The 25,349-nt window shown below is 72.9% G+C and carries 21 protein-coding genes; 7 read left to right on the top strand and 14 right to left on the bottom strand.

Going from position 1 to position 25,349, the window contains the following annotated elements:
• Positions 1-90: 90 nt before the first annotated feature.
• Both AB0I06_RS31080 and AB0I06_RS31075 read right to left on the bottom strand, forming a co-directional pair.
• Positions 91-1,110 carry an SDR family oxidoreductase gene (locus tag AB0I06_RS31080; RefSeq protein WP_363122173.1) on the bottom strand — a complete coding sequence of 340 codons (1,020 nt, stop codon included), beginning with the start codon at positions 1,108-1,110 and terminating at the stop codon, positions 91-93.
• An 18-nt stretch (positions 1,111-1,128) separates the two neighbouring features.
• Positions 1,129-1,608 (bottom strand): phage holin family protein, encoded by a 480-nt coding sequence (locus AB0I06_RS31075; RefSeq protein WP_363122172.1) that lies wholly within the window; start codon positions 1,606-1,608, stop codon positions 1,129-1,131.
• A 48-nt stretch (positions 1,609-1,656) separates the two neighbouring features.
• Between AB0I06_RS31075 and AB0I06_RS31070 the strand changes: the two genes are divergently transcribed.
• On the top strand, positions 1,657-2,004 hold the full coding sequence (locus tag AB0I06_RS31070; protein WP_363122171.1) for a VOC family protein: 348 nt from the start codon (positions 1,657-1,659) through the stop codon (positions 2,002-2,004).
• A gap of 14 nt (positions 2,005-2,018) precedes the next feature.
• Here AB0I06_RS31070 and AB0I06_RS31065 read toward each other — a convergent pair whose 3' ends face one another.
• The 11 genes from AB0I06_RS31065 to AB0I06_RS31015 all read right to left on the bottom strand — a co-directional run bounded on the left by AB0I06_RS31065 (position 2,019) and on the right by AB0I06_RS31015 (position 17,279).
• Positions 2,019-2,579 carry a GNAT family protein gene (locus tag AB0I06_RS31065; RefSeq protein WP_363122170.1) on the bottom strand — a complete coding sequence of 187 codons (561 nt, stop codon included), beginning with the start codon at positions 2,577-2,579 and terminating at the stop codon, positions 2,019-2,021.
• A gap of 31 nt (positions 2,580-2,610) precedes the next feature.
• Positions 2,611-4,389, bottom strand: coding sequence for a CocE/NonD family hydrolase (locus AB0I06_RS31060; RefSeq protein WP_363122169.1), 1,779 nt, complete (start codon positions 4,387-4,389; stop codon positions 2,611-2,613).
• 148 nt (positions 4,390-4,537) lie between these two features.
• Positions 4,538-5,464 carry an LD-carboxypeptidase gene (locus tag AB0I06_RS31055; protein WP_363122181.1) on the bottom strand — a complete coding sequence of 309 codons (927 nt, stop codon included), beginning with the start codon at positions 5,462-5,464 and terminating at the stop codon, positions 4,538-4,540.
• Positions 5,461-7,425 (bottom strand): prolyl oligopeptidase family serine peptidase, encoded by a 1,965-nt coding sequence (locus tag AB0I06_RS31050; RefSeq protein ID WP_363122168.1) that lies wholly within the window; start codon positions 7,423-7,425, stop codon positions 5,461-5,463. Before AB0I06_RS31050 ends, AB0I06_RS31055 begins: the two co-directional genes overlap by 4 nt.
• Before the next feature lie 4 nt (positions 7,426-7,429).
• Positions 7,430-8,743 carry a M20/M25/M40 family metallo-hydrolase gene (locus tag AB0I06_RS31045; protein WP_363122167.1) on the bottom strand — a complete coding sequence of 438 codons (1,314 nt, stop codon included), beginning with the start codon at positions 8,741-8,743 and terminating at the stop codon, positions 7,430-7,432.
• Positions 8,736-9,569: a M55 family metallopeptidase gene (locus tag AB0I06_RS31040; protein WP_363122166.1), complete on the bottom strand. Its 834-nt coding sequence runs from the start codon at positions 9,567-9,569 to the stop codon at positions 8,736-8,738. Before AB0I06_RS31040 ends, AB0I06_RS31045 begins: the two co-directional genes overlap by 8 nt.
• Before the next feature lie 74 nt (positions 9,570-9,643).
• Positions 9,644-10,741: a GDSL-type esterase/lipase family protein gene (locus tag AB0I06_RS31035; protein WP_363122165.1), complete on the bottom strand. Its 1,098-nt coding sequence runs from the start codon at positions 10,739-10,741 to the stop codon at positions 9,644-9,646.
• Positions 10,742-10,872: 131 nt separating this feature from the next.
• Positions 10,873-11,598: a methyltransferase domain-containing protein gene (locus tag AB0I06_RS31030; RefSeq protein ID WP_363122164.1), complete on the bottom strand. Its 726-nt coding sequence runs from the start codon at positions 11,596-11,598 to the stop codon at positions 10,873-10,875.
• A 121-nt stretch (positions 11,599-11,719) separates the two neighbouring features.
• Positions 11,720-14,158: a SpoIIE family protein phosphatase gene (locus AB0I06_RS31025; protein ID WP_363122163.1), complete on the bottom strand. Its 2,439-nt coding sequence runs from the start codon at positions 14,156-14,158 to the stop codon at positions 11,720-11,722.
• Between the two features lie 136 nt (positions 14,159-14,294).
• The gene (locus AB0I06_RS31020) at positions 14,295-16,679 is read right to left on the bottom strand and encodes an MFS transporter (protein ID WP_363122162.1); all 2,385 of its coding nucleotides are present in this window, start codon (positions 16,677-16,679) and stop codon (positions 14,295-14,297) included.
• 156 nt (positions 16,680-16,835) lie between these two features.
• Positions 16,836-17,279 carry an SRPBCC family protein gene (locus AB0I06_RS31015; protein ID WP_363122161.1) on the bottom strand — a complete coding sequence of 148 codons (444 nt, stop codon included), beginning with the start codon at positions 17,277-17,279 and terminating at the stop codon, positions 16,836-16,838.
• Between the two features lie 170 nt (positions 17,280-17,449).
• Between AB0I06_RS31015 and AB0I06_RS31010 the strand changes: the two genes are divergently transcribed.
• The 4 genes from AB0I06_RS31010 (at position 17,450) to AB0I06_RS30995 (ending at position 21,253) form a co-directional block, all read left to right on the top strand.
• The gene (locus tag AB0I06_RS31010; protein ID WP_363122160.1) at positions 17,450-18,493 is read left to right on the top strand and encodes an Rv2578c family radical SAM protein; all 1,044 of its coding nucleotides are present in this window, start codon (positions 17,450-17,452) and stop codon (positions 18,491-18,493) included.
• A 180-nt stretch (positions 18,494-18,673) separates the two neighbouring features.
• Positions 18,674-20,272 carry an alpha/beta hydrolase gene (locus AB0I06_RS31005; RefSeq protein WP_363122159.1) on the top strand — a complete coding sequence of 533 codons (1,599 nt, stop codon included), beginning with the start codon at positions 18,674-18,676 and terminating at the stop codon, positions 20,270-20,272.
• Positions 20,273-20,330: 58 nt separating this feature from the next.
• Positions 20,331-20,729, top strand: a complete 399-nt coding sequence (locus AB0I06_RS31000) for a RidA family protein (protein ID WP_363122158.1) — start codon at positions 20,331-20,333, stop codon at positions 20,727-20,729.
• 20 nt (positions 20,730-20,749) lie between these two features.
• Positions 20,750-21,253 carry a GNAT family N-acetyltransferase gene (locus tag AB0I06_RS30995; RefSeq protein WP_363122157.1) on the top strand — a complete coding sequence of 168 codons (504 nt, stop codon included), beginning with the start codon at positions 20,750-20,752 and terminating at the stop codon, positions 21,251-21,253.
• Positions 21,254-21,365: 112 nt separating this feature from the next.
• On the opposite strand, the gene AB0I06_RS30990 is transcribed toward AB0I06_RS30995, so the two are convergent.
• Entirely contained in the window at positions 21,366-21,941 is a 576-nt protein-coding gene (locus AB0I06_RS30990; protein ID WP_363122156.1) for an adenylosuccinate lyase, read from the bottom strand.
• Between the two features lie 394 nt (positions 21,942-22,335).
• Here AB0I06_RS30990 and AB0I06_RS30985 point away from each other — a divergent pair, with 394 nt between their 5' ends.
• Together AB0I06_RS30985 and AB0I06_RS30980 are read left to right on the top strand one after the other, a co-directional pair.
• Entirely contained in the window at positions 22,336-24,141 is a 1,806-nt protein-coding gene (locus AB0I06_RS30985; RefSeq protein WP_363122155.1) for a 3-hydroxybutyryl-CoA dehydrogenase, read from the top strand.
• A gap of 142 nt (positions 24,142-24,283) precedes the next feature.
• Entirely contained in the window at positions 24,284-25,111 is an 828-nt protein-coding gene (locus AB0I06_RS30980; protein ID WP_363122154.1) for a TetR family transcriptional regulator, read from the top strand.
• Positions 25,112-25,349: the final 238 nt, after the last annotated feature.

Below are 25,349 nucleotides of genomic sequence, written 5' to 3'. Positions count from 1 at the left end.
CCTCCGCCTTGCAGCTGCACGCACCACACCCCGCTCGGCTCGGCCGAGAGGCCCAGTCACTCCCGGCCGACCTGATCCAAACGACAGGCCCTAGCGGCGGGCCAGGCCGACCAGTTTGCGGGCCGCGAGGGCGCCGGCGCCGGCGGTGAGGGCCGCGCCCATCCAGCCGCGGTTGCGCGACAGCCACTGCTGGGGACTGTCGCCGGTGGATTCGTCGTCGAAGCGGCCGTGTGCGCCGAAGTCCCGCCCGTGCGGCCCGTCCGCCGGGGCCCAGAGGTTCGCCGGCCCCTCGGGCCGGCCGTCCTCCTGCTGGGCGTCGACGTTGGTGCGGGCCAGGTAGCGGTCGAGCAGTCCGGGAACGACCGCGTTGGCGAGGAGGGTGGCGGCCGTGGAGCCGCCCACCCAGTACTCCCGGCGCCGCGGGTGCGAGGCGGCGTGCACGATCGCCCGGGCCGCGACCTCCGGCTGGTAGACCGGCGCGACGGGCCGGGCCCGTCCCGGCATGCGGTTCAGCACCCAGTCGAACTGCGGGGTGTTGAGGCCCGGCAGCTGCACCATGGTGGTGTGCACCCCGCTGCGCGCGTGCAGCAGCTCGCAGCGCAGCGACTCGTTGAACCCCTGGATCGCGTGCTTGGCCCCGCAGTACGCGGACTGCAGCGGGATGCCCCGGTAGGCCAGCGCGGAGCCGACCTGCACGATGGTGCCGCGGTCGCGCGGCAGCATGTGCCGCAGGGCGGCCCGGGTGCCGAACACGTAGCCCAGGTAGGTCACTTCGGTCACGCGCCGGAATTCGTCCGGGGCGACGTCCGTGAACGGCGCGAACACTCCGGTGAAGGCGTTGTTGACCCAGACGTCGATGTGGCCGAACGCGTCGACGACCTGCTGGGCGGCGTCGTCGACGGCCTTGGCGTCGGAGACGTCCACACCGACGACGAGCGCCTCGCCGCCGGCGCGCTCCACCTCGTCCGCGGCGGCGGCCAGTCCCTCACGCCCGCGGGCGAGCAGGGCGACCTTGTCGCCGCGGGCGGCGAAGGCCCGGACCGTGGCCCGGCCGACTCCGCCGCTGGCTCCGGTCACCACGACCACCCGCCCGCGCCGATGCGATGTCACTGCCTCGCGCACCCGGCATCACACCCCGCGGTGGGGTACGTGCGGTGCGTCCGCCGGCCGCGGGGGCACGGCGCCGGGGGCGGTCGTCCCACCGGGCGGGGCCGGCGGCACCGGCGGATACGGCATGCCGCCGACCGTCCCGGCGGCGGTGCGACGGGCGTCGTCCCCGCCCGGTGCCGCGTGGGCCGCGTGCCCCGGACCGGGCCGGGACGGCCGGGCCATGCCGCGCAGCACGAAGGCGAGGGCGCCCAGGATCACGGCGGTGATCAGCGCGGCGGCCCAGCCGGGCAGGCCGAGGGCGAGAGCCAGCCCCACGGCGAGTGCGAGGGCCGCGCCCGCGTACAGGGCGAGCGCCCCGGACGCGGCGTACAGCGCGGCCTTGCGGCGCTGCTTGCGCGTCTGCTCGCGCAGCTCCTCCCGTACGGTCTCGCGCGCCACCTGTGCCAGCTCGTCGACCAGATGCTTGTCCAGATGCTCCAGGTGATCCAACCGCTTCATGCCCGGCCGGGTACCCTCGCGCCCCCGCGCGTAACTAGGCTCAGCCGCATGGAGATTCTGGGTGCCACACTGCGCGTCTGCGTCGACGACCTCGAGACCGCGATCCCCTTCTACGAGCGCCTGGCGGGCGGCAGAGCCCAGCGCTTCGAGCGGGGAGGTGTCCAGGTGGCGGCGGTCGGCTGCTTCCTGCTGATGAGCGGTCCCCCGGCCGAACTGGAGGTGCTGCGCAAGGTCGCCGCGACGATCGCCGTGACGGACGTCGAGGAGACCCACAAGGTGCTCACCGGCCTGGGGGCCCACATCGTGGCGGGCCCGATCGCCTCGCCGGCGGGCCGCAACCTGATCGCCCTGCACCCGGACGGGTCGGTCTACGAGTACGTGGACCGCCACGTCTAGGCATCGCGGTGGGCTCAGCGCGGCCCCGGTCGGGTGATCATCTCGGCGGTGATCGCCCAGCGTTCGTGGTCGCGCCAGGCCCCGTCGACGAAGAGCATCTTCGGCGAGAAACCCTCCCGTCGGAACCCGCAGCGGCGGGCCAGGGCGATCGACGCGGCGTTGCCCGGCTGGACGTTGATCTCCAGCCGGTGCAGCCGCATCGGGCCGAAGGCGTAGCGCACGACGAGGTCGAGTCCTTCGCGCATCAGTCCGCGCCCGGCGGCGTGCCGGAAGGCGCCATAGCCGAGCGCGCCGGACTGGAAGCCGCCCTCGACGATGTTGTTGATGTTGATGAACCCGCCGATGGCCCCGTCGTTCCTGTCGCACACCAGGAACCCGGCCTTGGACGGATCCTCGATCAGCCGGCCCGCGTAGGCGGTGTAGGCCTGCGTGGTGGTGGGCGGGAAGAGCCACGGGTGGTGCAGGTCCTCGCTCTCCCGGGCGCGGGCGGTGAACTCGGCGCCGTCCTCCTGGGTGAAGGGGCGTATGCCCACTCGTGGGCCCTCGGCGAGGTGGCGGGATGCGTGGTGCGGCACCCTGCCACAGTAACCTCGCCCGCGGTGCCCTTCAGGATCCGGCGACGGGCAGCCGGAGCGTCCCGGTGGTGCGCGGCCCGCTGACCACGGCGACCGGCTTGATCCCGCGGTTGCCGAAGTACGCGTCGTCGCTCGCCGCGATCACGAACCGCAGCCGGTGCCCCGTCTCGTAGCGGTGTACGAGGGCGGGCAGGGTGACGGTGAAGCTCCGGGTGACGTCCGGGACGCGCACCGGCGCGACCAGGCGGCGCACCAGGGTGCGGGTCCCGTCGGGGGCGATGTCGTAGAGCTTGGCGAAGAGGACGAGCTTGTCGGCCGCGTCGGCGGAGTCCTGGGTGCGCTCGGCCTTCGGGGAGACGGCCTTCAGCGTGGCCCGGGGTGCGCCGACGACGTCGAGGGGCCGCTTCAGCGGTGCGGTCGTCCAGTCGAGGTAGGTGCCCTCGGTGTCGCGCGGCGGCGAGTCCGGCAGTCCGAGGAGACCGGCCAGTGAGCTCTCCGAATGGCTCGTGGGAATCAGCCCGTTGGTGTAGCGGCGGCTGCCGCGGGCCACTTCGCCGGGCTGGTCGACGAGGGCGCCGTCGCCGGAGAGGTACAGCGTGCGGCTGAGGGCGGGGAGGTGGTCGGCGGTGGCGTAGGCGCGTTCGGGGTCGTCGATCCAGTCGCGGTGGTAGGCGAAGGCCGGTCCGGTGTCGGCGTGGGCCCGCTTGCGCAGGTGTCGGTCGAACCAGGCGAGGACACGCCGCCCGACGTAGCTGGTCTCCAGGTTGCCCTTGGACAGGTCGAGTTCACCGGCGGCCGGCCGGGTGAGTCCGCCGCTGTGGCCCCAGGACTGCCAGATCATCTTGACGGGTGTGCCCTGGGACTTCAGCGCCCGGTAGGTCGCCGTCGCCTCGTTGAGGTTGAACAGGGTGTCGGCCTGCCCTTGGACCAGCAGGGTCGGGGTGTCGACGCGGTGCAGGTACGACACCGGCGAGACGCGGCGTGCGAAGGCGAACAGCTCGGCGGTCGGGCCGGCCGGGAAGCTCCCGGAGTTGAGGGTGTGGACGGTCCGGCAGGCCTCGGTGACGAAGTGCAGGCAGGCCAGGGAGTTGACGCGGGACGGGTCCAGGCTGGGTTCGAGCAGCGGACGGCTCTCGCCGATGAGGTAGAAGCCGTTGGTCCACTGCCATTTGAAGACGCCGGGGACGCCTTTGCCGCCGACGGCGTTGTTCGGGGCGAGCGAGTACGCCAGGTCGTTCCAAGTGATCATCGGGACGAGCGCGTCGAGGCGGTGGTCGACGGCCGCGGTGGCGAGCTGGACGGCGCCCCCGTAGGAGCCGCCGATCATGCCGACGCGCGGGTCGCCCGGTGCGTCGCGGGTGACGAAATCGGCGGTCGTGCCGTCGTCGGCGGCGCGGGTGCCGCCCAGGAAGTCGACCAGCCGGGAGGCGGCGGCGCCGTCGATGTCCGGGTCGTCGAGGGAGATCAGGCAGCCGCTGCGGCCGAAGCCGAGCCCGGAGTAGACGAGGGAGACGTAGCCGCGCTGTGCGAAGGCCTTGCCGATGGTGTCCGTGGAACCGTCCGACTTGCTGCCGCCGAAGCCGTTGGTGCCGAGCACGGCGGGCGCCGGGTGGTCGCGGTCCACCCCGACGGGCCGGTACAGGTCGGCGTCGACCGGGCAGGAGCGGCCGCCCGCCTGGACGGTGAATTTCAGCGGTGTGACGGTGTAGGCGCCGGCCGCCGTGGCGGGCGGGGTGAGAGTGAGGGGCACGGCCAGGGCGGCGCCCAGAACGAGAGCGAGTGCGCGGGATCTGGGCACGCGGCGGGACACACGGACCTCCACGGTGGGGGCGACCACGACGTCGGGGACACTCCGGATACCGACCAGTAGGTACCGGCCGTTGTCATGGTGTGGCACGTGTCAGGTGCCGTCAATCACCGGAACGGGGGTTCTTGACGGCGTTTCAGCAGCGGCCGGCTCAGCTCAGCGCGGGTGCGTCGAACGTCAAGGTGGCCCCTCGCGCGTCCAGTTCGCCCGTGAGCCCGAGAGGGATCGTCAGCGCGCCCGGGCCGTGGCCGAACCCGAACTCCTCCACGACCGGGACGCCCAGACCGCCGAGCCGGTCGGCCAGGACCGCCCGCACCTCCTCGTAGGGGCCGCACCCCTCCCAGGACCCGAGCGCGATCCCGGCGACCCCGTCGAGCCGTCCGCTGCGCAGGAGTTGGGTCAGGTACCGGTCCAGGCGGTAGGGGCTCTCCCCGACGTCCTCCATCAGCAGCAGTCCGCCCCGCGCCCCGGGGTGGGCGTGCGGGGTGCCGAGGTCGGACGCGAGCAGACTCAGGCAGCCGCCCAGCGTGACGCCCCGGGCCCGGCCCGGGACTAGGACGCCCGGGGGCGTGGCCCTGACGGTTCTCACGGACTCCGGCTCGAAGAGGGTGGCCCTCAGATGGTCCTGGGCCCGGGCGTTCTTGAGGAAGTCGACGCCGGCGGCCGCGGGCCCGTACAGGGTGACCAGGCCCAGCCGGGTGGCGAAGGCCTGGTGCAGGACGGTGACGTCGCTGAACCCGGCGAGCACCTTGGGGCCGGCCGCCCGCATCGCCGTCCAGTCGAGCAGGTCGACCATGCGCTGCGCCCCGTAGCCGCCCCGGGCGCACAGCACGGCCGCGACGGACGGATCGCACCAGGCGTTCTGGAGGTCGGCGGCCCGTTGCGCGTCCGTGCCTGCGAGGTAGCCCAACTCCCGGTGGCGGCCGAGCACGTGCGGTGTCACCACCGGGTCGAGGTCCCAGCCGCGCAGGATGTCGAGCCCGGCCTGGAGCCGCTCCTCGGGCACCGGCCCGCTCGGTGCGACGACGGCGACCCGGGCCCCCGGGGTGAGCCGGGGCGGTCGTACCAGCGGGTTCACCACGCGAGCTCCAGGGCCGGGACGCCGGGCGGGTTCAGCCCGAACACCTGGGCGTAGAGGGACAGTTCGGCTTCCAGGGCGCGCACCATGGTCTCCGCCTTCCGGAAGCCGTGCCCCTCCCCCTCGAAGGCGAGATACGCGTACGGCACCGTCCGGCCCTCCAGCCGGGCCAGGAACCGCTCGCACTGGGCGGGCGGGCAGATCACGTCGTCCAGGCCCTGGAGCAGCAGGAACGGCACGGTGAGGCGGTCGGCGTGGGCGGCGGGCGAGCGCTCCGCGTACCGGGCGGGCACGTCGGCGAGCGGCCCGATCAGGCTCTCCAGGTACCGGGACTCGAAGTCGTGGGTCTCTCCCGTGCCCCAGCCGGTCAGGTCGAGGATCGGGTACTTGATGGTGCCGCAGGCGTAGACGTCGGTGGTGGTGAGCGAGGCGGCCGCGGTCCAGCCGCCCGCGCTGCCGCCCCGGACGGCGAGCCGGGTCCGGTCGGCCGTGCCCTCGTCGGCGAGGGCCAGGGCGACGGCGGCGCAGTCCTCGACGTCCACCACGCCCCACTGCTCGCGCAGCCGCTCCCGGTACGGGCGGCCGTACCCCGTGGAGCCGCCGTAGTTCACCTCGACGACGCCGATGCCGCGCGAGGTGAAGTAGGCGATCTCCAGGTCCAGGACCAGCGGCGCGCGGCCGGTGGGCCCGCCGTGCGCCCAGACGACGTAGGGCGGCGGTTCGTCGTCGGGCGCGACGCAGCCGGGGTGGTGGGGCGGGTAGACGTGCGCGTGGATGTCGCGTCCGTCGGGGCCGGTGAAGGTGCGGATCTGCGGTTCGGGGTAATACGCGGGGTCGACGGCGTCGTCGTGCTCGGCGCCGACCACGCGGGCCCGGCCGGTGCGGGCGTCCAGTTCGACGACCTCGTAGGCGCTGCGCGGGCTGGCTCCGACGGCGACGACCCGTTCGCCGTGGGCGGCGAGGGTGGGGGCGAACTCGGTCCAGGGCCCGGCCGCGTCCACGACCTCGCCCGTCTCGGGGTCGAGGATGCCGAGGGCGGTGGCGCCCCGGCCGTGCACGACGGCGATCAGCCCGTTCGCCAGCGGTGTGAACCATCGCGACCCGAGCTTCCACAGCGCCCCGCCGAACTCCTCCTCGCGCGGGCACAGCGGCTGTCCGTCGAGATGGAGGTTCCACCAGCCCGTACGGTCGCTCGCGTACAGCAGCCGGCCGTCGTGGGTCCAGTCGGCCTGGGCGATCGACTCACCGGGCCCGCCGGCCACGGCCCCGCTCCCGCGCAGCGTGCCGTCGGGGGTGACGTCGGCGACCAGCAGCTCGGTGCCGTCCCAGGGCATGCGCGGATGGTCCCAGGCGAGCCAGGCGGCCCGCCGCCCGTCGGGCGAGAGCTTCGGCCCGGTGACGAACCGGTGCCGGTCGTCGGTGAGTTCGCGTACGGCGTCCCGGTCCTCGGCAGCGGAGCCGTCCAGGGGGACGGCGGCCAGGACGCGGCGCACGTCGGCGGGCCCCTCGCCGGTGTACTCCTCCAGCACGCACCACACCTCGCCCCGTGCGGACAGCGGCAGCGGCTCGGCCCAGCGCAGGCCGCCGCCCACGGTGGACACCGGGGTCAGCGGGCGGGGCTCACCGCCCGGCTCGCAGCGGTACAGCCGCTGGTCGGCGAAGTTCACGAACACCACCAGCGGCCCGTCGTCGCCTTCGAGGGCGGCCCACGGGTGCCCGCCGTACTCGTGGACCCGGCTGCGCACGTTCCACGGCGCGGGCAGCAGCGATTCCTCCCGGCCGTCGGGGTGCCGCCGCACGAGGGTGCGCCGGCCGCCCTCGGCGGGACGCGGCTCGGTCCACCACACCTCGTCGCCGACGAAGCCCACGTACTCCGGATGCCCGTCGTGCGCGGCGGTCAGGGCCGCGTCGATGGGCGAGGGCCACGCCCCGTAGGCCAGCGTCCGCACCGTCTCCCCCACTCTCCTAGGCCGTCCGCAGGAACCGGTCGAGTACGCGGACACCGAAGTGCAGCGCCTCGATCGGTACCCGCTCGTCGACCCCGTGGAACATGGCCGCGTAGTCGTAGCCGTCCGGCAGCCTCAGCGGGGTGAAGCCGTAGCCGGTGACGCCAAGGCGGGAGAACTGCTTGGCGTCGGTGCCGCCGGACATGCAGAACGGCACCACGTGCCCCTCGGGCGCGAACTCCTCGATGGCGGCCCGCATGCCCGCGAAGATCGCCGAGTCCACCGGGGACTCCAGGGCGACCTCGCGGTGGTGGAACTCCCAGTCCACGTCCGGCCCGGTGAGCCGGTCGAGGGTGCTGCGGAACTCCTCCTCGCCGCCGGGCATATAACGGCCGTCCACGTGCGCCACGGCCTCGCCGGGAATGACGTTGACCTTGTAACCGGCGTCCAGCATGGTCGGGTTGGCGCTGTTGCGCAGGGTCGGTTCGACGAGCTGCGCGGCCGGGCCGAGCTTCTCCAGCAGCGTCTCGACATCGGTGAGGTCGGTCTCGATGCCGTAGAGCGCGCAGAGTTCGGTGAGCGCGGCGCGCACGGTCGGGGTCAGCCTGAGCGGCCACTCGTACGCGCCGATCCTGGCGATCGCGCCCGCGAGGCGGGTCACCGCGTTGTCCCGGTTGACCTTGGAGCCGTGCCCGGCGCGTCCGCGGGCGGTGAGCTTCAGCCAGGCGGTGCCCCGCTCCCCGGCCGCGATCGGGTAGATCTGCCGCCCGTCACCGTCGTGGAAGGTGAAGGCGCCCGACTCGCCGACTCCTTCGGTGCAGCCCTCGAAGAGGCCGGGGTGCCGGTCGGCGAGGAACCCGGCACCGTCCACGGCACTGGCCTCCTCGTCCGCGGTGAAGGCGATGACGATGTCCCGGCGGGGCCGGACGCCCTGACGTGCCCAGCCGCGCACGACGGCCAGGATCATCGCGTCCATGTTCTTCATGTCGACGGCGCCGCGCCCCCAGACGACCCCGTCGCGGATCTCCCCGGAGAACGGGTGCACGCTCCAGTCGGCGGCCTGCGCGGGCACGACGTCCAGGTGACCGTGGAGGAGCAGGGCCGGGGCCGAGGGGTCGGTGCCCTCGATCCGGGCGACGACGTTGGTCCGCCCCTTCGTGCGTTCCAGGAGGGCCGGTTCGATGCCGGCGTCGGCGAGCCGTGCCGCGGCGTACTCGGCGGCCGGCCGCTCCCGGCAGTCGCCCCCGCCCCGGTTGGTGGTGTCGATCCGGATGAGGTCGGACGTGAAGGTCACGACCTCGTCCAGCGCGGGTGCGTCGACCTGGTCAGCCATACTGCTCCTCCACCGCGGCCGAGACGATCGTGGTGACCGCCTTGAAGGCGCGGATGCCCTCGTACATGGTCTCGCTCGTGTACGCCACCTTCCGCTCCGCGATCCGCTCCACCCCCGGGACGACGGTGGCGGTCATCGCCAGGTGCTCCGCGTCGAACTCCACGGCCACGGTGAACGGTCCGGCGTGCACGGGCTCGTGACGCACCGCCAGTGCGGCCGCCTCCTTGGCCGCCGCCCGGATGTCGGCCGCGGTGCGGGCGGGGGTGCGGCACACCGCCGCGTAGCGCGACACGTGGTCCTTCACCGCGACCTTCAGCGCCTCGGGCGCGTAGCCGAGCGCGTCCTCGCAGGCGATGTCGTCCCCCGTGACCAGCACCACCGGCACCCCGTACTCGGCGACGACATGGGCGTTGAGCAGTCCCTCGCTCGCCCGGACGTCGTTCAGCCACACGCCCGTGATGGAGTTGGCGAGGTAGGTGTGCGCGAGGACGCCCTCCATGCCGGCCCCCGCGTGGTAGCCGACGAAGGCGATGCCGTCGACGTCGCCGTGCTGCACGCCCTCCACCATGGACAGCGCCTTGTGCCGGCCGGTGAGCAGCAGGGCGCGGTCGTCGAGCCGCTCCAGCAGCAGATTGCGCATCGTGGAGTGCGCCTCGTTGATGATCACCTCGTCGGCGCCGCCGTCGTGGAAGCCGAGGACGGCGGCGTTGACGTCGGAGGTGAACAGCGCACGGCAGCGCTCCCACTGCGAGGCCCCCGGCATCACGTCGTCGGGCCAGGTGACGCCGGTGGCGCCCTCCATGTCGGCGCTGATGAGGATTCTCATGACGAACCGTCCAGGGCGGAGATCTTCATGGTTCGTCACGTTACGCGCTGCGGGCGGAACCGGCTACGAAGCGCTCACCAACGGATCGGCAGGCCGGCGACGACCGCGGTGAGCCGGTCGGCGAGCAGCCGGTGGTCGCGCGCCGAGTAGTGCCAGTGGCAGCCGGCGAGGTCCAGGCCGGTGGTGTCGAGGGGCCAGTAGCGCACTCCCCGGTCGCCCGCGCCGGCGCGCTGCCGGACGGCGTGTTCGACATGGCCGGCGAACGGGCCGGTGCCCGCGGCCAGGATGGTGGTCGCGGCCCCGTAGCGCTTGCGCAGCTTCTCCAGGAAGCCCGTGTAGGCGCTGCGGAAGGAGGCGGCGAGGCTCTCGTCCGTCCAGGGCTCGCCGGGGTTGAGGGGGGTCGAGAAGTCGTTCGTGCCGAGGTGGACCACCACCAGCTGCGGCCGCCAGGTGCCCGGGTTCTGCCAGACGTCGCCCGGCACGTTCAGCAGCGCGCGATCGTAGAAGGTGCGGTAGTTCACCTCCGGGGAGCCTCCGTTGTAGTTGCGCACCATGCCCTGGCCCGAATACGCGTTGACCTGGTAATCGGCGTGCAGCCTCCGGGCGGTGAGGGCGCCGTAGCTCACGTCGGCGTTGGTGGTGCGCTTGACCTGTTCGCCGTCGCAGTCGCGGGAGGTGGAGAGGTTTCCGTAGCCGGCGGTGAGGGAGTCGCCGATGAACTCGATCTGGCGGCTGCGCGCGGCCGGCCGGGCCAGGACGGCACCGCCGGGGGCGGCGACGAAACCGCCGAAGGAACTGGTGCTCCAGGGGGTGTCGTTGCGTTTGACGAGCCGGACGGTGTGCGTGCCGTCGCGCAGGCCCCTGACCCAGTGGGTGGTCCTGCCCGGCGTGACGAGGGTCGCGACGGTGCTCCCGTCGACCTGGACGTCGTAGTCGGCGGCCGGGTCGTCGAGCACGACGCCCACGCCGGTGCCCCGGATCCGCCCCTCGAAGTAGACCCCGGGCCAGCTGTACTGGAGCACGTCACCGGCGGCCTTGACCCGCCCGGCGGTGTGCACACTGTCCCGCACTGCGCGGTGGTCCGGCGCGGCGGCGCTCGTGACGGCGCTCGTTCCGATCAGCGCCGTCGACACCGCTGACGCGGCCAGCATCCGTAACCAGGGCATGGGCATGGCTGTCCTCCGCGGGGGCGAGGCGGGCACATGGACGGGGGCGGAGTGACCGTACACCGACAAATACCCCGCCGCCAGACCACACCCTCCCGGGCACGCTCCCCCCGGAACCGGGTTCCTGACCGCCCGGCTCAGGCCGTGCGCCCCGCCACCAGCCAGATCGACGGCAGTTCGACACGCGTGCCGTCGGGGCGGTATTCCGTGCTCTTCAGCGGCGCCCGGCCGCTCGCCAGGACGGTGAGACCGGCCGAACGCACCAGTTCGGGCACGGCCTCGTCCGCGACCTCGCCGGGCGCCAGGCCGTGCCGGAAGACGGGCGCGAGCTTGGGCGGCGGACCCTCGGGGCCGCCCGCCAGGCCCGCCAGCACCGGTTTGGCGGCGGCCGAGAGCTCCACCAGGCAGGCCCGGCCGCGGTCGCCGACCAGGGTGGCGATGCCGTCGATCAGCGTCTGCCGGTCGTCCGGCTCGCACTGGTGCAGGACGCCCCGCATGTAGACGTTGGTGTCACCGAGTTCCGCGTGCAGGGCCTGGACCTCGTCCTTCTCGGCGGCGTCCAGCTGCCGGTAGGAGGCCTGCCCCGCCGGATCGGCCCGGCGGGCGTGGCCGAGGGCCGCCGCGGACAGGTCGACCCCCAGGACGTGCGGGAAACGGTCGGCGAGGTAGCGGGTCTGGGTGCCGTTGCCGCAGCCGAGGTCCACCAGGGGCAGGGCGTGATCCGCCAGGTACGGTTCGAACAGGGCGAGATGGGGGCCCACGGTCAGGACCGGTTCCGCGTCCCAGAACACCGCCCCCGGTTCGGCGGGTGCCTCTCGCCAGAACCCCTCCCAGGCCTCCCGGTACCGACGCGTCACGCTCATGGCCCACTCCCAGGGTGCGAACGAATCCCGCCGTACGCGGGCGAGTACGGTGTACCGCGCGCCGGTCGGGCCCACAAGAACGCGGGAGCCCGGCTTCCCACCGCGTTCGGCCCGGGCCTGCTCAGCGGCGCGGCAGCGTCAGCTCGAACCAGACCGTCTTGCCGGTCCTGGTCCGGCTGGTCCCCCACGCGTGGGCCAGGGTGCTGACCACGCGCAGCCCACGTCCACGGTCGTCGAGCGGCCCCGCGTCGATCAGCGTCGGCAGCTCCTGGTCGTCGTCGTCCACCTCGCACAGCAGGGTGTCCCCGCGGACCAGGCGCAGCGTGATCGGCCCGGCCTGGGAGTGCCGTACGGCGTTGGTGACGAGTTCGCAGGCCATCAGCTCCGCGGGGGCCACGAGTTTCGGCAGGCCCCACTCGTGCAGTCGCTCGCGCACCACAGCGCGGGCACGGCCGGCCTCGGCCGGGTCCGGGGCGAGGCGCCATTCGGCCACGTCGCCCGGCTCGATGCCGTTGAGACGGGCCATCAGCAGCGCCACGTCGTCCTTGCGGCCGCCTCGTCCCGCTGCCGGGAAGGTCGCGGCGAGGGCCCGGATGATGGTGTCGCAGGCGTCGTCCATGGACGCGGCGGGGTGGGCGGCCGACTCGCAGAGGGTGGCGAGCCCCACCCCGATGTCCTCGCCCCGCATCTCGACGAGCCCGTCGGTGCACATCACCAGCCGGTCGCCGGGCTCCACCCGCACCGAGACGGCCCGGAAGGGCACCCCGCCGACGCCGATGGGCGCACCGGTGGGCAGGTCGAGCAGTTCGCTGCGGCCGTCGTCGGCCCGGACCAGGACGGGCGGGATGTGACCGGCGTTGGCGAGGTGGAGCTCGCTCGCGATGGGGTCGTAGACGGCGTAGAGGCAGGTCGCGAGGTAGGTGTCGCCGAGGCGCTGGGCGAGGTCGTCGAGGTTGCGCAGCAGCTGGGCGGGCGGCAGGTCGAGCCCGGCCATGGTCTGCACGGCCGTGCGCAACTGGCCCATCTTGGCGGCGGAGTTGAGGCCGTGTCCCATGACGTCGCCGACGACGAACGCCGTGCGCCCGCCGTGCAGTTTCACCGCGTCGAACCAGTCGCCGCCGACCCTGCCGAGCAGCGTGCCCGGCAGATAGCGGGTGGCGATGTCGCAACCGGCCATCCGGGGCGGGATGTGCGGCAGCATGCTGTCCTGGAGCGTCTCGGCGACGTTCTCCTGGAAGGTGTACATGCGCGCGTTGTCCAGCACCAGGCCCGCGCGGGCGGCGAGTTCGGCGCCGGTGACGCGGTCCATGTCGTTGAAGACGGGCCGCTCGGGATGGCGCAGCAGGATCATGAACCCGAGGACGACGTCGCGTGCCTTCAGGGGCACGACCAGCATCGAGCGTCCGGTGATGAGCGGCCGGATGTCGCGCTTTTCGAACTGCGCGGCGATGGCGTGCCCCATCTCCTCGCTGATGCGCGGCACGAGGACGGGTTCACCGCTGGTCATGCACTGGAAGAACGGCGTGTGCGCCGGGAACGGCATGGCCTCGCCGACGGGGACGACGTCGTCCCAGCGGCCGGGTTCGTCGGTGTGCTCGACGGCGACCCGGTGCCACAGGGTGGTCGTGTCGGGCACGCCGTCCGCGAACTGCTCACCGGCGACGACCTGTTCCCGCAGGTAGGTCCCGGCCACGTCCGTGAAGCGGGGCACGACGGCCTTGCTGACCTCGACGATCGTGCGGGACAGGTCGAGGGAGGTGCCGATGCGGCCGCTGACCTCGTTGAGGAACTCCAGCCGCTCGCGGACGGCGGCGTACTCCAGATCCTCCCCCTCGTCCCGCAGTTCCTCGGGCACGGGTTCGCCCGCGGCCAGGGCCCGCGCGGCCAGGGCGCGGCGCACCTTGCGCTCGGCGCGCCGGGCCACGCCCCAGTCGGGGGTGACGGGCACCCGGTCGTTCTGGCTGAACTCCAGGACGGGGTAGCCGAGTTCGAGGATCTGGGCGACGATCCGGGTGCTCTCGCCGACACTCATGCCGGGCAGGATCTCGGGGAGTCCGCGGGCGAGGTCCTCCGCCCCGGGGAGGTCGGTGTGCGGCGCGAAACCGGGCCCGATCCGCTCGAACGCCCCGCCGCCCGTGCGCAGTCCCCCGGCGTCGGTGGCCAGGACGAGCAGCCGCTCGGGCCCTGGTCCGACCAGCGGGTAGGCCCACCACAGGACGTCGACGCGGTCGTTGCCGGGCGTGGTGAGCCGGGCGCGGCCCGCCGCCGGGTAGGAGAGCCCGCCGGCGAGGGTGGATCCGAGGCCCGGGCCGAGGCCGTCGCCGGCGGCGTCCGCGAGGGTGTCCCGTTGGTCGGGCAGGGCGCCGGAGACGGGGAGCAGGTCGAGGGCCGTGCGGCCGATCGCCTCTTCCCTGGGGACGCCGAACAGGCGCCGTGCGCCGCGGCTCCAGTGGGACACCAGCCCGTCGCGGTCGACCACGACGACGGCGAGGGGGACGCGGCCGGGCTCGGCGGGTTCCGTCACCGGGTCCTGCCCGGCCCTGTCGGTGCCATGGTCCATGGCCCAGGCCCTCTCTGGACGCAAGATCTGTGCCGGTGTCACCACCGTACGGCGCGGGCCGGTGGCCATGTGAGGCAATGCGGTAATTGGCCGCGCGGGGCGCGCACCGGCGTGCGACCCCGCGCGCCGGTGCCGTTCAGTCCTCGTGACTCAGCTGGAGATCCCGCTCGGTCCGGCCTCCTCCGGCCACCTGGAGGACGGTGGCCACGGGCGGGTAGCCGGCGGCGATGACGGTGTACTCGCCGGAGGACAGGTCGACGAAGCGGAACGTGCCGTCGGGGCCGGTGGTGAGGGTGTCGACGACGTTGCCCGCCACGTCGAGCAGGGTCACGCGCGCGTCCTCCACGGGCCGTCCGCCGCCCGCCCGGACGGTGCCGCGCAGCACGGCCCCACCGGCCAGTTCGATGTCCCGGCGGGTCTCGCGGGCGGCCTGGACGGTGACGGGGAGCGCCGCCGGGCGGAAGGCGGGCGCGCTGGCGGCGAGGGTGTACTCGCCCGCGACGAGGTCGGTGATGACGTAACCGCCCTCCCGGCCGCTGCGGGTGGTGGCCACCACCTCGCCGTGCACGTTGGTGAGCGTGACGGTGGCGTCCCGTACGGGCGTGCCGTCGGCGGTGACCACGCTGCCGCTCAGGTTTCCGGCGCCGCCGAGGACGATGTCGAGTTCGACGGGGCGTTCGCCGACGGTCACGGTGACCGCCTGGGGCTGGTGGCCACCGGCCGCGGCGATCAGGACGTACGAGCCGGGGCCCGGGGTGGCCAGCGCGTAACGCCCGTCCTCGCCGCTCGCGCCGCGCCCGGTCTGCTGCCCGGTGACGTCGATGAGGGTGAGGGCCGCGCGGGGCACGACCGTCCCGTCGGGGTGCTGCACCGAGCCGCACACGGGGACGCCGGGCGCGTACCCGGCGCGCGCCTGCGGGACGGAGGCGGTCCCGGGCGCCGTGTCCGGGTCGGTGGCGGGGGCGTGGTGGGACACCAGGGGTTTCTCCTTGAGGAAGAGGGCGAGGACCAGTCCGAGGACCAGCACCGGCACCAGGTAGAGGAAGATCCGCGGCATGGCGTCGGCGTACGCCCGGATGTAGTCGTCGCGCAGGGCCGGGGGCAGCGCGTGCACGAGCTGCGGGGTGAGGGACTCGGGGTCCGGCAGCCCGGTGCGCGCGGGAAGCCGGTCGGCGAGGGCGGCGGCGAGCCGGTCGGCGAAGAGCGTGCCGAAGACGGCGGCGCCGACACTGCCCCCGATCTGCCGGAAGTAGTTGTTGGCGCTGGTGGCGGTGCCCAGGTCGGCTGGCCGCACCGAGTTCTGCACGGCGAGGATCAGCACCGGCATCACCATGCCGATGCCGGCGCCGAGGACGGCCATCCAGATGCTGTAGTGCAGCCGGGGCGTGCCGACCTCCAGGCGCGACAGCAGCCACATGCCGACGGCCGAGAGGGCGCCGCCGAGGATCGGGTAGGCCTTGTAGCGGCCGGTGTGGCTGATGAGCTGGCCGACGACGACCGAGGCGCCGACGATGCCGGCCATCATCGGCAGCATGAGCAGGCCCGACTCGGTGGCCGAGGCCCCGTCGACCATCTGCAGGTACGTCGGCAGATAGCTGGCGGCGCCGAACAGGCCCATCCCGATCACCAGGCCGACCAAACCGGTGACGTTGAAGACGGAGTCCCTGAACAGCCTGAGCGGCATGAGGGGTTCGACGGCGAAGTGCTCGGTGACGAGGAAGAGGACGGTGGCCGCCGCCGCTCCGGCCGCGAGCCCCAGGATCGTCCGGGAGTCCCAGGCGTGCTCGGTGCCGCCCCAACTGGTCAGCAGGACGAGGCAGGTGGAGGCGGCGGTCAGCAGCAGCGCGCCGAGGACGTCCAGCCGGGCCTTGGCGGCCGGCCTGGGCAGCTTCAGCGCCACGGCGACCACGGCGAGGGTGACCAGGCCGAAGGGGACGTTGACGTAGAAGCACCAGCGCCAGGAGAGGTGGTCGGTGAAGTAGCCGCCGAGCAGCGGTCCGGCGACGGAGGCGAGTCCGAAGGCGGCGCCGATCACGCCCATGTGGCGGCCGCGCTGCCGGGGCGGCACGATGTCCGCGATGATCGCCTGGACGCCGATCATGAGACCGCCCGCGCCGACGCCCTGCACCGCGCGGAAGGCGATCAGCTGGTCCATGGTCTGCGCCCGGCCCGCGAGCGCGGAACCGGCGACGAAGACGACGATCGCGAACTGGAAGACGCCCTTGCGGCCGAGGAGATCACCGAGCTTGCCGTAGATCGGCAGACCGACCGTGGCGGTGAGCAGGTAGGCGGTGATCGCCCAGGACATGCGGTCCAGGCCGTGCAGCTCACCGACGATCTTCGGGAGCGCCGTGGCGACGATCATCTGCTCCAGGGCGGCCAGGAGCAGGGCCAGCATGAGCGCGAAGAAGACCAGCCGCACCCGGCGGGGGCTCGGCCCGGTGTCCGGCTCCGGCGGTGGAGCGGGAGTGCCGGGAGGCGCCACCGCCGGTTCGTCCTGCGCCAGAGTGATCCCGCCCACTCACCGCTCCCCTCGTCGCGCTGCCGCACCATTCCCGCGTAAAAGCGACAACTTCGAGCAAGCGCGACGAGTTACGGCACAGGAGCGAGCCGTACGGAGATCACCCGAACCGGTGAGGGGAGCAACGCCCCCCGGACGCCCGGGCCTTGAGGCGGGTTACTTCTCGACCTCGGCGGCGAGCCTGGTGAGCATAGCGTCGTAGATCCGGCCGAGGCCCTTGGGCGCGAAGGTCTTCTCGAAGAAGCCGCCGATGCCGCCGGCGCCGGTCCAGGTGGTGGTCACCACGACCCGGGACGTGCCCTCGCCGGCCGGGGTGACGCGCCAGGTGGTGACCATGGAGGAGTTGCGGTCCTTCTCCACCAGCTCGCCGTCGGTGGGCTCGGTGACCTCCAGGAGGCAGTCGCGCACGCGCTTGCTGGTGGCCTGGAGCTTCCAGTGGACGAGAGTGCCCTCGCCGTCGCCGCCCTCCCGGACCTCGTACTCGCTGAACTGCTCGGGCAACAGCTTCGCGCGGGTGCCGCTGTAGTCGGCGAGGGCGTCGAACACCGTCTCCGCGTCCGCCGCGACGATCCGCTCCGTAGTGGCCTCGACCTGCGCCATCGCTTTCCTCCAGGACCTGGTTGCTCGGGGGTCGGGGCAAGCCAACCACCCCGCCGCCCGGCCCCCCAAATCGGGGTGCCCCAACCCGGTCGAACGCGTTCGGAAAACGACCTCGCACGATCAAGGGAACATGTGTTCTATTCTGTGGTCAGTGCTACCGAGGAGGCGTCATGCGCTGGGAGAACCTCACCGTGGACTCCGAACACAGCCGGGCCGATGCCGCGCTGTTCGGCGCGGACGCGGTGGTCACACGGACCTTCGACACGCCGGAGTTCCGCGGGATCACCTTCCACGAGATCCGGGCCCGCTCGATCATCAATCGGGTCCCGGCGGTCTCACGGATGTCGTTCCAGTGGACGGTCAACCCCTACCGGGGCTGTTCGCACGCGTGCGTGTACTGCTTCGCGCGCAAGACGCACAGCTACCTCGACCTCGACACGGGCCTCGGCTTCGACAGCCAGATCGTGGTCAAGACCAACGCGCCGGAGCTGCTGCGGCGGCAGCTCGGCTCGCGCCGCTGGCAGGGCGAGCACATCGCCATGGGCACCAACGTCGACTGCTACCAGCGCGCCGAGGGCCGCTACCGGCTGATGCCGGGCATCATCGCGGCGCTGCGCGATCACGCGAACCCCTTCTCGATCCTGACCAAGGGCACGCTCGTGCTGCGCGACCTGGAGCTGATCAAGCAGGCGGCACAGGTGACCGACGTCGGCATCTCCGTGTCGGTCGGTTTCACCGACCAGGAGCTCTGGCGCACCGTCGAGCCGGGCACGCCCGCGCCGGAGCGGCGCCTGGAGGTGGTGCGCACCCTGGGCGAACACGGCATCGACTGCGGGGTGCTGATGGCGCCGGTGATCCCGTTCTTGAGCGACTCGCCCGACCGGCTCCGGGCCACCGTGCGGTCGATCGCGGCGTCGGGCGCCACCTCCGTGACGCCACTGGTGCTGCACCTGCGGCCCGGCGCCCGGGAGTGGTTCATGTCCTGGCTGGAACAACACCATCCGCACCTGGTCGCCCGCTACGAGCGGATGTACGCGGAGGGCTCCTACGCCCCGAAGTGGTACCAGCGGCAGATCACCCGTCAGGTGCACGAACTGGCCGAGGAGTACGGCATCGGGCCCACGCGCGCGGGGGCACGGCGCACGATCCGGCCGGCCGAACCCGCGGCCGAGGAGCCGCCGGTGACGGGTCCGACGCAACTCACTCTCCTCTAGAGAGGGTGCGACACCCTTCGGGGAGGCCCCTGCGCCCGTTGGCGGGCATTCGAGCGCATATGAAGATCCAATCGGGTCATGAGCTTGACGGAATGAGTTCTTCCGGGACCGGCTTCCGGGACGATGCGGCGAGGACGGTGACCCTCGCGGTCCGACATCCCGCCGTCCTGGGAGGACTCCATGAGAAAACGCGCAGCCGCGCTGTGCGGCGCCGCCGTCGTCATGGCCGGGACCTTCACGGCCGTTCCCGCCGAGGCGAGCGCACCCCGTACCGCGAACCCGACCACGCAGGCCGCGAAGCTCACCTGGAAGAGCTGCGCCACCGAGGACTACCCGACGCTCCAGTGCGCCTCCCTGAAGGTGCCGCTCGACCACCGCAGGCCGCACGGGGAGAAGATCACCCTCGCCCTGTCCCGCGTCCCGCACACCGCCCGGACCCACCAGGGCCCCCTGCTGGTCAACCCCGGCGGTCCCGGAGGCAGCGGCCTGACGCTCGCCGGGTTCGTCGCGTCCTCGCTGCCCGCGAAGGTCGCGGCCCAGTACGACGTCATCGGCTTCGACCCGCGCGGCGTGGGGGCGAGCAAGCCCGCGCTGGACTGCGCGCCGGGCCACTTCGGCCCGGTCCGCCCGAACTCGCTGCCCGCGACACCCGCGCTCGAGAAGACCAACCTCGAGCGCGCCAAGTCCTTCGCCGCCGCCTGCGGCAGGAAGTACGGGCACCTCCTGCCCTACATCAACACCACCAGCGCCGTCCGCGACATGGACGCCATCCGGCGGGCCCTGGGCGCGAAGAAGATCAACTACTTGGGCTACTCGTACGGCACCTACCTGGGAGCGGTCTACGCCCGTTTCTTCCCCGAGCGGGTCCGGCGCCTGGTCCTGGATTCCGTCGTCGACCCGACCGACGTCTGGTACGAGGCCAACCTCAACCAGGACCTCGCCTTCAACGACCGCCACCGCGCCTTCCTGGCCTGGATCGCCAAGCACGACGCCACGTACGGCCTCGGCACCGACCCGGAGAGGATCGAGGCCAGGTGGTACGCGATGCGCGCGGCCCTGGCCGCCAAGCCCGCGGGCGGCACGGTCGGCGCCTCGGAGCTGGAGGACACCTTCATTCCGGGCGGTTACTACAACGGCTACTGGCCGAGCCTGGCCGAGGCGTTCGCGGCGTACGCGCACGACAAGGACCCCGAGCCCCTGGTCGAGGCGTACCAGAACCTCGGCGCGGTGGACGCCTCCGGCGACAACGGCTACAGCGTCTACACCTCGGTGCAGTGCCGGGACGCCGACTGGCCGCGCGACTGGCGGCGGTGGCGCGAGGACAACTGGGCGGTGTACGCGAAGGCACCGTTCATGACCTGGAACAACGCCTGGTACAACGCGCCGTGTGCGTTCTGGCCGGCCGGCTCGCTGCGTCCGGTGAACGTCGCCAACGGCGAAATCCCGCCGGCCCTGCTGTTCCAGGCGACCGGCGACGCGGCCACCCCGTACGAGGGCGGCGTCACCGTGCATCGTCTGCTGGCCCGTTCCAGCCTGGTGGTCGAGGAGGGCGGCGGCAACCACGGCATCACGCTGAGCGGCAACGCCTGCCTGGACGAGCACCTGGCGGCGTACCTCACGGACGGCACCGTGCCGCGCGGACACGGCCAGGCGGACGCGGTGTGCGAGGCGCTGCCCGACCCGAAGCCCGCGGGGGCCGCCGCATCCGTCCCCAGAAGGGGAGCCTCGGCCTCCTCGAACGGCTCGACACTGCACGGCCTGCTCGGCTTCCGCCACTGAGCGGCTGACCCCCCGTCAGGGGCGGGCCGATGTCAGTCCCATGGTCCACCATGGACCCATGACCGAGCTGACGAGGATCCCCGCCCCCGACGGCGTCGCCGCGGCGCCCCAGTACAGCCATGTCGTCCTGGGCACCGGCCGGTTCGTGGCGATCGCCGGCCAGCTGGCGCTCGACGAGCGCGGCGGGCTGGTCGGCGAGGGCGACGCGGCGGCGCAGGCGCGCCAGGTCTTCGAGAACCTCCGGCGCTGCCTGGCCGCCGCCGGCGCGACCTTCGACGACGTCGTCAAACTCACCTACTTCGTCACGGACATGGCGCACATGCCGGCCCTCCGCGCGGCCCGCGCCGAGCACATACCCGACGACCGGCTGCCGGCCGCTTCGGCGGTACAGGTCGCCGCGCTGGTCCAGCCGGAGTTCCTGATGGAGGTCGAGGCGTTCGCCGTGGTCGCGCCTTGAGCGGCATCCGGATACGGGAGATGACGCTCGACGACTGCGACAGCGTCGCGGAGATCCGCGTCCGTGGCTGGCAGCGCGCCTACCGGGGCATGATGCCGCAGACGTACCTGGACGGGCTCAGCGTCCGGGAGGACGCCGAGCGCCGTCGCGCCCACCTGTCGCGGGGCGACGGCGGCGTGGTGAACCTGGTGGCCGAGGGCCATCACGGCGACCTTGTCGGCTGGGCCTGCCACGGACCGTACCGGGAGGGCGAAGTCCTCACCGGAGGCGCCGAGTTGTACGCCCTCTACGCACATCCCGACCGGGTCGGGCAGGGCGTGGGCCGGGCGCTGCTCACGGAGTCCGTCGCGCGCTGCTCCGCCGCGGGCCACGGCCGTCTCCTGCTGTGGGTGCTCAAGGAGAACGTCCGGGCCCGCCGCTTCTACGAACGGGCCGGCTTCGGCGCGGACGGCACGGAGGAGCCCTTCGAGGTGGAGGGCGTCGTGGTGCCGGAGGTCCGGTACGCGAGGACGCTTCCCGGCTGATACGGCACACCCGTAAGCGTCTGGCAGACGCCGGGGAGACGCCCACGCCGCATCGCCGTGCCGGGAGACGCCCCGGCCTGTGCGGCACATAGCGGCGCCTCGCCCGCCGCGCTCACCTCTGCCGGGGAATCCGCCCCAGCGCCCGCACCGCCGCCTCCGCCAGCACCGGGTGCGCGAGCGCCTCGTTCAACACGGGCCGGGCCCGGGCGTCGCCCAGCGTGCCGAGCCCGTCCACGCAGGCGAGGGCCACGCGGCGGTACGGGTCGTGCGGGCGCAGGCGCCGCTGGAGCGTGGTGATCAGCGCGGGCACCGCCTCCGGCGCGCGCAGCTCGACCAGCAGCCGCACCGGGTGCAGGGCGTAGGCGACCCGCAGTTCGTTGGTGGCCAGGGCGGCCGCCGCCCGGGCGGTCCGGGGGTCGCCGAGCCGGGCCAGGGCGTACGCGGCGGATGCGCAGCGCGGCGGGTCACGGTGGTTGAGCAGCAGCACCAGGGCCTCGAAGGCCCGCCGGTCCCGCGCGAGCCCGAGCCGGAACGCGGCCAGCTCCCTCGCCCACAGCTGCCGGCCGGGTTCGGTCAGCACCGCCGCCAGGGCGTCGAGGTCGTCGGTCGCCACGAGTCGCTCGAAGGCGGGCGGCGCCCCCGACTCCTGCCGTAAGCGCTCCGTGAGTGATCGCAACTCTTCGTCCATGACTCAGAGGTTAGGGGCGCCACGAGCCGCGCGGGACGTACATCACAAAGACGGGGGCTGGCGCGCTCGTTACCCGCCAGTTAAGCTCAGACGAGCGAGTTACCCACTCGTTTTTCCTCGTGGCGGTCTGGTGACGCGGCCGTCGCGAGAGCAGTCGGTTCGGTGCCTCAGGTACCGCAGTACGACTCGGCCCCGGGACAGGGCCGGTCGGAACCGCCGTCTCCCCGGGCGTGTGCACGCCCGTGGCGCGGCACCGGGCGTGTGCGCTTCGCGGCCCGGTTAACACCCGCACTTCATCACGCACCCGGTGCGCCCGTGGTCCGGCTTCCGCCGGGCCGCCCTCGGCGCACCCGGAGCGCGTTCCCCGTCGTCACCCTCATCCTGGAGTCCCGCGATGGCCACTCCCCTGCCCGACCCGTCCCAGTCCCCGTTGCAGACCATAGCCGTCGTCGGCCTCGGCACGATGGGCACCGGCATCGCCGAGGTCCTCGCCAAGGCCGGCCGCACGGTCGTCGGCATCGACATCAGCGAGGCCCAGGCCGCGAAGTGCGTCGCCGCGCTGGAGGCCTCCACCGCCCGCGGCGTGCAGCGCGGGCGGCTGACCGAGCAGGAGCGTGCCGAGATCCTCGGCCGCGTCCGCACCTCCGCCGACCTGACCTCGGCGGCCGACGCCGACCTGGTCATCGAGGTGGCCCCGGAGTCCTACGAGGTCAAGCACCAGATCTTCCGTGAGCTGGACGGGATCGTGCGCCCCGAGACGATCCTGGCGACCGGCACCAACGCCCTGTCCGTGACCCGTCTGGCCGCCGACTCCGCCCGCCCCGAGCGGGTGCTGGGCCTGCACTTCTTCAACCCGGCGCCGGCCATGAAGCTGGTCGAGGTGGTCTCCTCGGTGCTGACGGCGCCGGCGGCCGTCACGGCGGTCACCGGTCTCGCGCTCGACCTCGGCAAGGAGCCCGTCGCGGTCGGCGACCGCCCCGGATTCGTCGCCGACGGCCTGCTGTTCGGCTACCTCAACCAGGCGGCCGCGATGTACGAGGCGAAGTACGCCTCCCGCGAGGACATCGACGCCGCGATGCGGCTCGGCTGCGGCCTGCCCATGGGCCCGCTGGCGCTGCTCGACCTGATCGGCGTCGACACCGCGCGCACGGTCCTGGAGGCCATGTACGCCGCCTCCCGCGACCGGCTGCACGCCCCGGCCCCGATCCTCAAGCAGCTGAGCGAGGCGGGCCTGACCGGCCGCAAGGCGGGGCGCGGCTTCTACACGTACGAGGCGCCGGGCAGCGGCACCGTCGTGCGGGACGCGCTGACTCCGCTGGAGGGCGGCGAGCCGGGCCCCGGCCGGGAGATCCGCTCGGTCGGCGTCGCGGGCTCGGGCACCATGGCCTCCGGCATCGCCGAGGTCTTCGCCAAGGCCGGCTACGAGGTGGTCATCGCCGCCCGCAGCGAGGAGAAGGCGCAGACGGCGAAGGCCCGGATCGGCAAGTCCCTGACCCGCTCGGTCGACAAGGGCCGGATGACCGCCGAGGCGGCCGCCGAGACCCTGGACCGCATCACCGCCACGGGCACCTACGACGACTTCGCCGACGTGGACCTGGCCGTCGAGGCGGTCGCCGAGGACCTGGAGGTCAAGCGGCAGCTGTTCGCGGCCCTGGACAAGGTCTGCAAGCCGGGGGCGATCCTGGCCACCACCACCTCGTCGCTGCCGGTCGTCGCGTGCGCCCGGGCCACCTCCCGCCCCCAGGACGTCATCGGGATGCACTTCTTCAACCCGGCGCCGGCCATGAAGCTGGTGGAGGTCGTCCGGACGGTGCTGACCGCCGACGACGTCCACGCCACGGTCCGCCAGGTGTGCGCGCGGATCCGCAAGCACCCGGTCGACTGCGGCGACCGGGCCGGTTTCATCGTGAACGCGCTGCTGTTCCCGTACCTGAACAACGCGATCAAGATGGTGCAGGAGCACTACGCGACGCTCGACGACATCGACGCGGCGATGAAGCTGGGCGGCGGTTATCCGATGGGCCCCTTCGAGCTGCTGGACGTCGTCGGTCTCGACGTCTCGCTCGCCATCGAGAAGGTCCTGCACCGCGAGTTCCGCGACCCGGGGCTCGCTCCGGCGCCGCTGCTGGAGCACCTGGTGGCCGCGGGCTGCCTCGGCCGCAAGACCGGCCGTGGCTTCCGCGAATATGCCAAGCGCTGAGCGTCCCGGCTACTGGTTCCGGTCCGGCGCCGAGTGGGGCGGCCTGCTCGGCCCGGACCGGTTCCACCCGGCCGGCCGGGCCGCCCCTCCCCCGCCCTTGGGCGACGGGGGAGAACCAGGTCACGCGCACCGAGCTGCGCACATGCAGTACGTTCAGGGCATGCCCCAGCCCGCCAAGTCCTCACGTACACCCGCCGCGACCGACGCGCCGGAGAGTGCCGCCGGTTCTCGCGCCGCCGCCCAGCGGCTCAAGATGCGCCGGGAACTGGCGGCCGCCGCGATGGAACTGTTCGCGACGAAGGGGTACGAGGCGACCACCGTCGACGAGATCGCGGCCCAGGCCGGTGTCGCCCGCCGCACCTTCTTCCGCCACTTCCGCTCCAAGGAAGAGGCGATCTTCCCCGACCACGACGACACCCTGATCCGCGCCGAGGCGGTCCTCAACGCCGCGCCCGCCCACGAGCACCCCCTCGACACGGTGTGCCGCGGCATCAAGGAAGTCATGCGGATGTACGCGGCCCGGCCGGAGATCTCGGTCGCCCGCTACAAGCTGACGCGCGAGGTACCCACCCTGCGCGAGGCGGAGATCGCGTCGGTGGCCCGCTACGAGCGGCTGTTCACCCGTTACCTCCTCGGCCACTTCGACGAGCGCGCGCACGCCGACGACGCCAACGACGACCCGCTGCTGGCGGAGGTCGCCGCGTCCGCGGTCGTCACCGCCCACAACCACGTCCTGCGGCGCTGGCTGAGGGCCGGCGCGCAGGGCGACGTGGAGGCGCAGCTGGACCACGCCTTCGCCATCGTGCGCAAGACCTTCGGCTCGGGCATCGGGGCCGGGCGCTCCGCGGAACCGCAGCCGGCCGTCGCCACGGCCTCGGCGCAGGGCGAGGTGCTGGTGACGGTCGCCCGCACCGACGCCCCCCTCGACGAGGTCATGCGGACGATCGAGCAGGCCCTCAAGGAGCGCTGAGCGCCCCTTCAGCTGTGTGATGACGGCCACCCCACGGGGTGGCCGTTTTGGCATGTCAGGGGCCGTTTTGCAGGCCCTCCGAGGGCCTGTTCGATCGATCATCGCTCATTTGTTGCGTAAAGATTTCATCTGAGAGGAAGTTCTGGCACTCAGTGCCTTGCGAGGTGACACGCGGTGTCATACGTTGAAGGAGTCCGGACGACGTCCCGGCAGGCCCACCCGCCTGCACGCCCGGACG

This window comes from Streptomyces sp. NPDC050674 (genome assembly GCF_040654575.1).
In the GTDB taxonomy this organism is placed as follows: domain Bacteria; phylum Actinomycetota; class Actinomycetes; order Streptomycetales; family Streptomycetaceae; genus Streptomyces.
The sequence above is the reverse complement of the archived record's forward strand: the minus strand, read 5'-3'. Positions and strand labels throughout refer to the sequence as shown.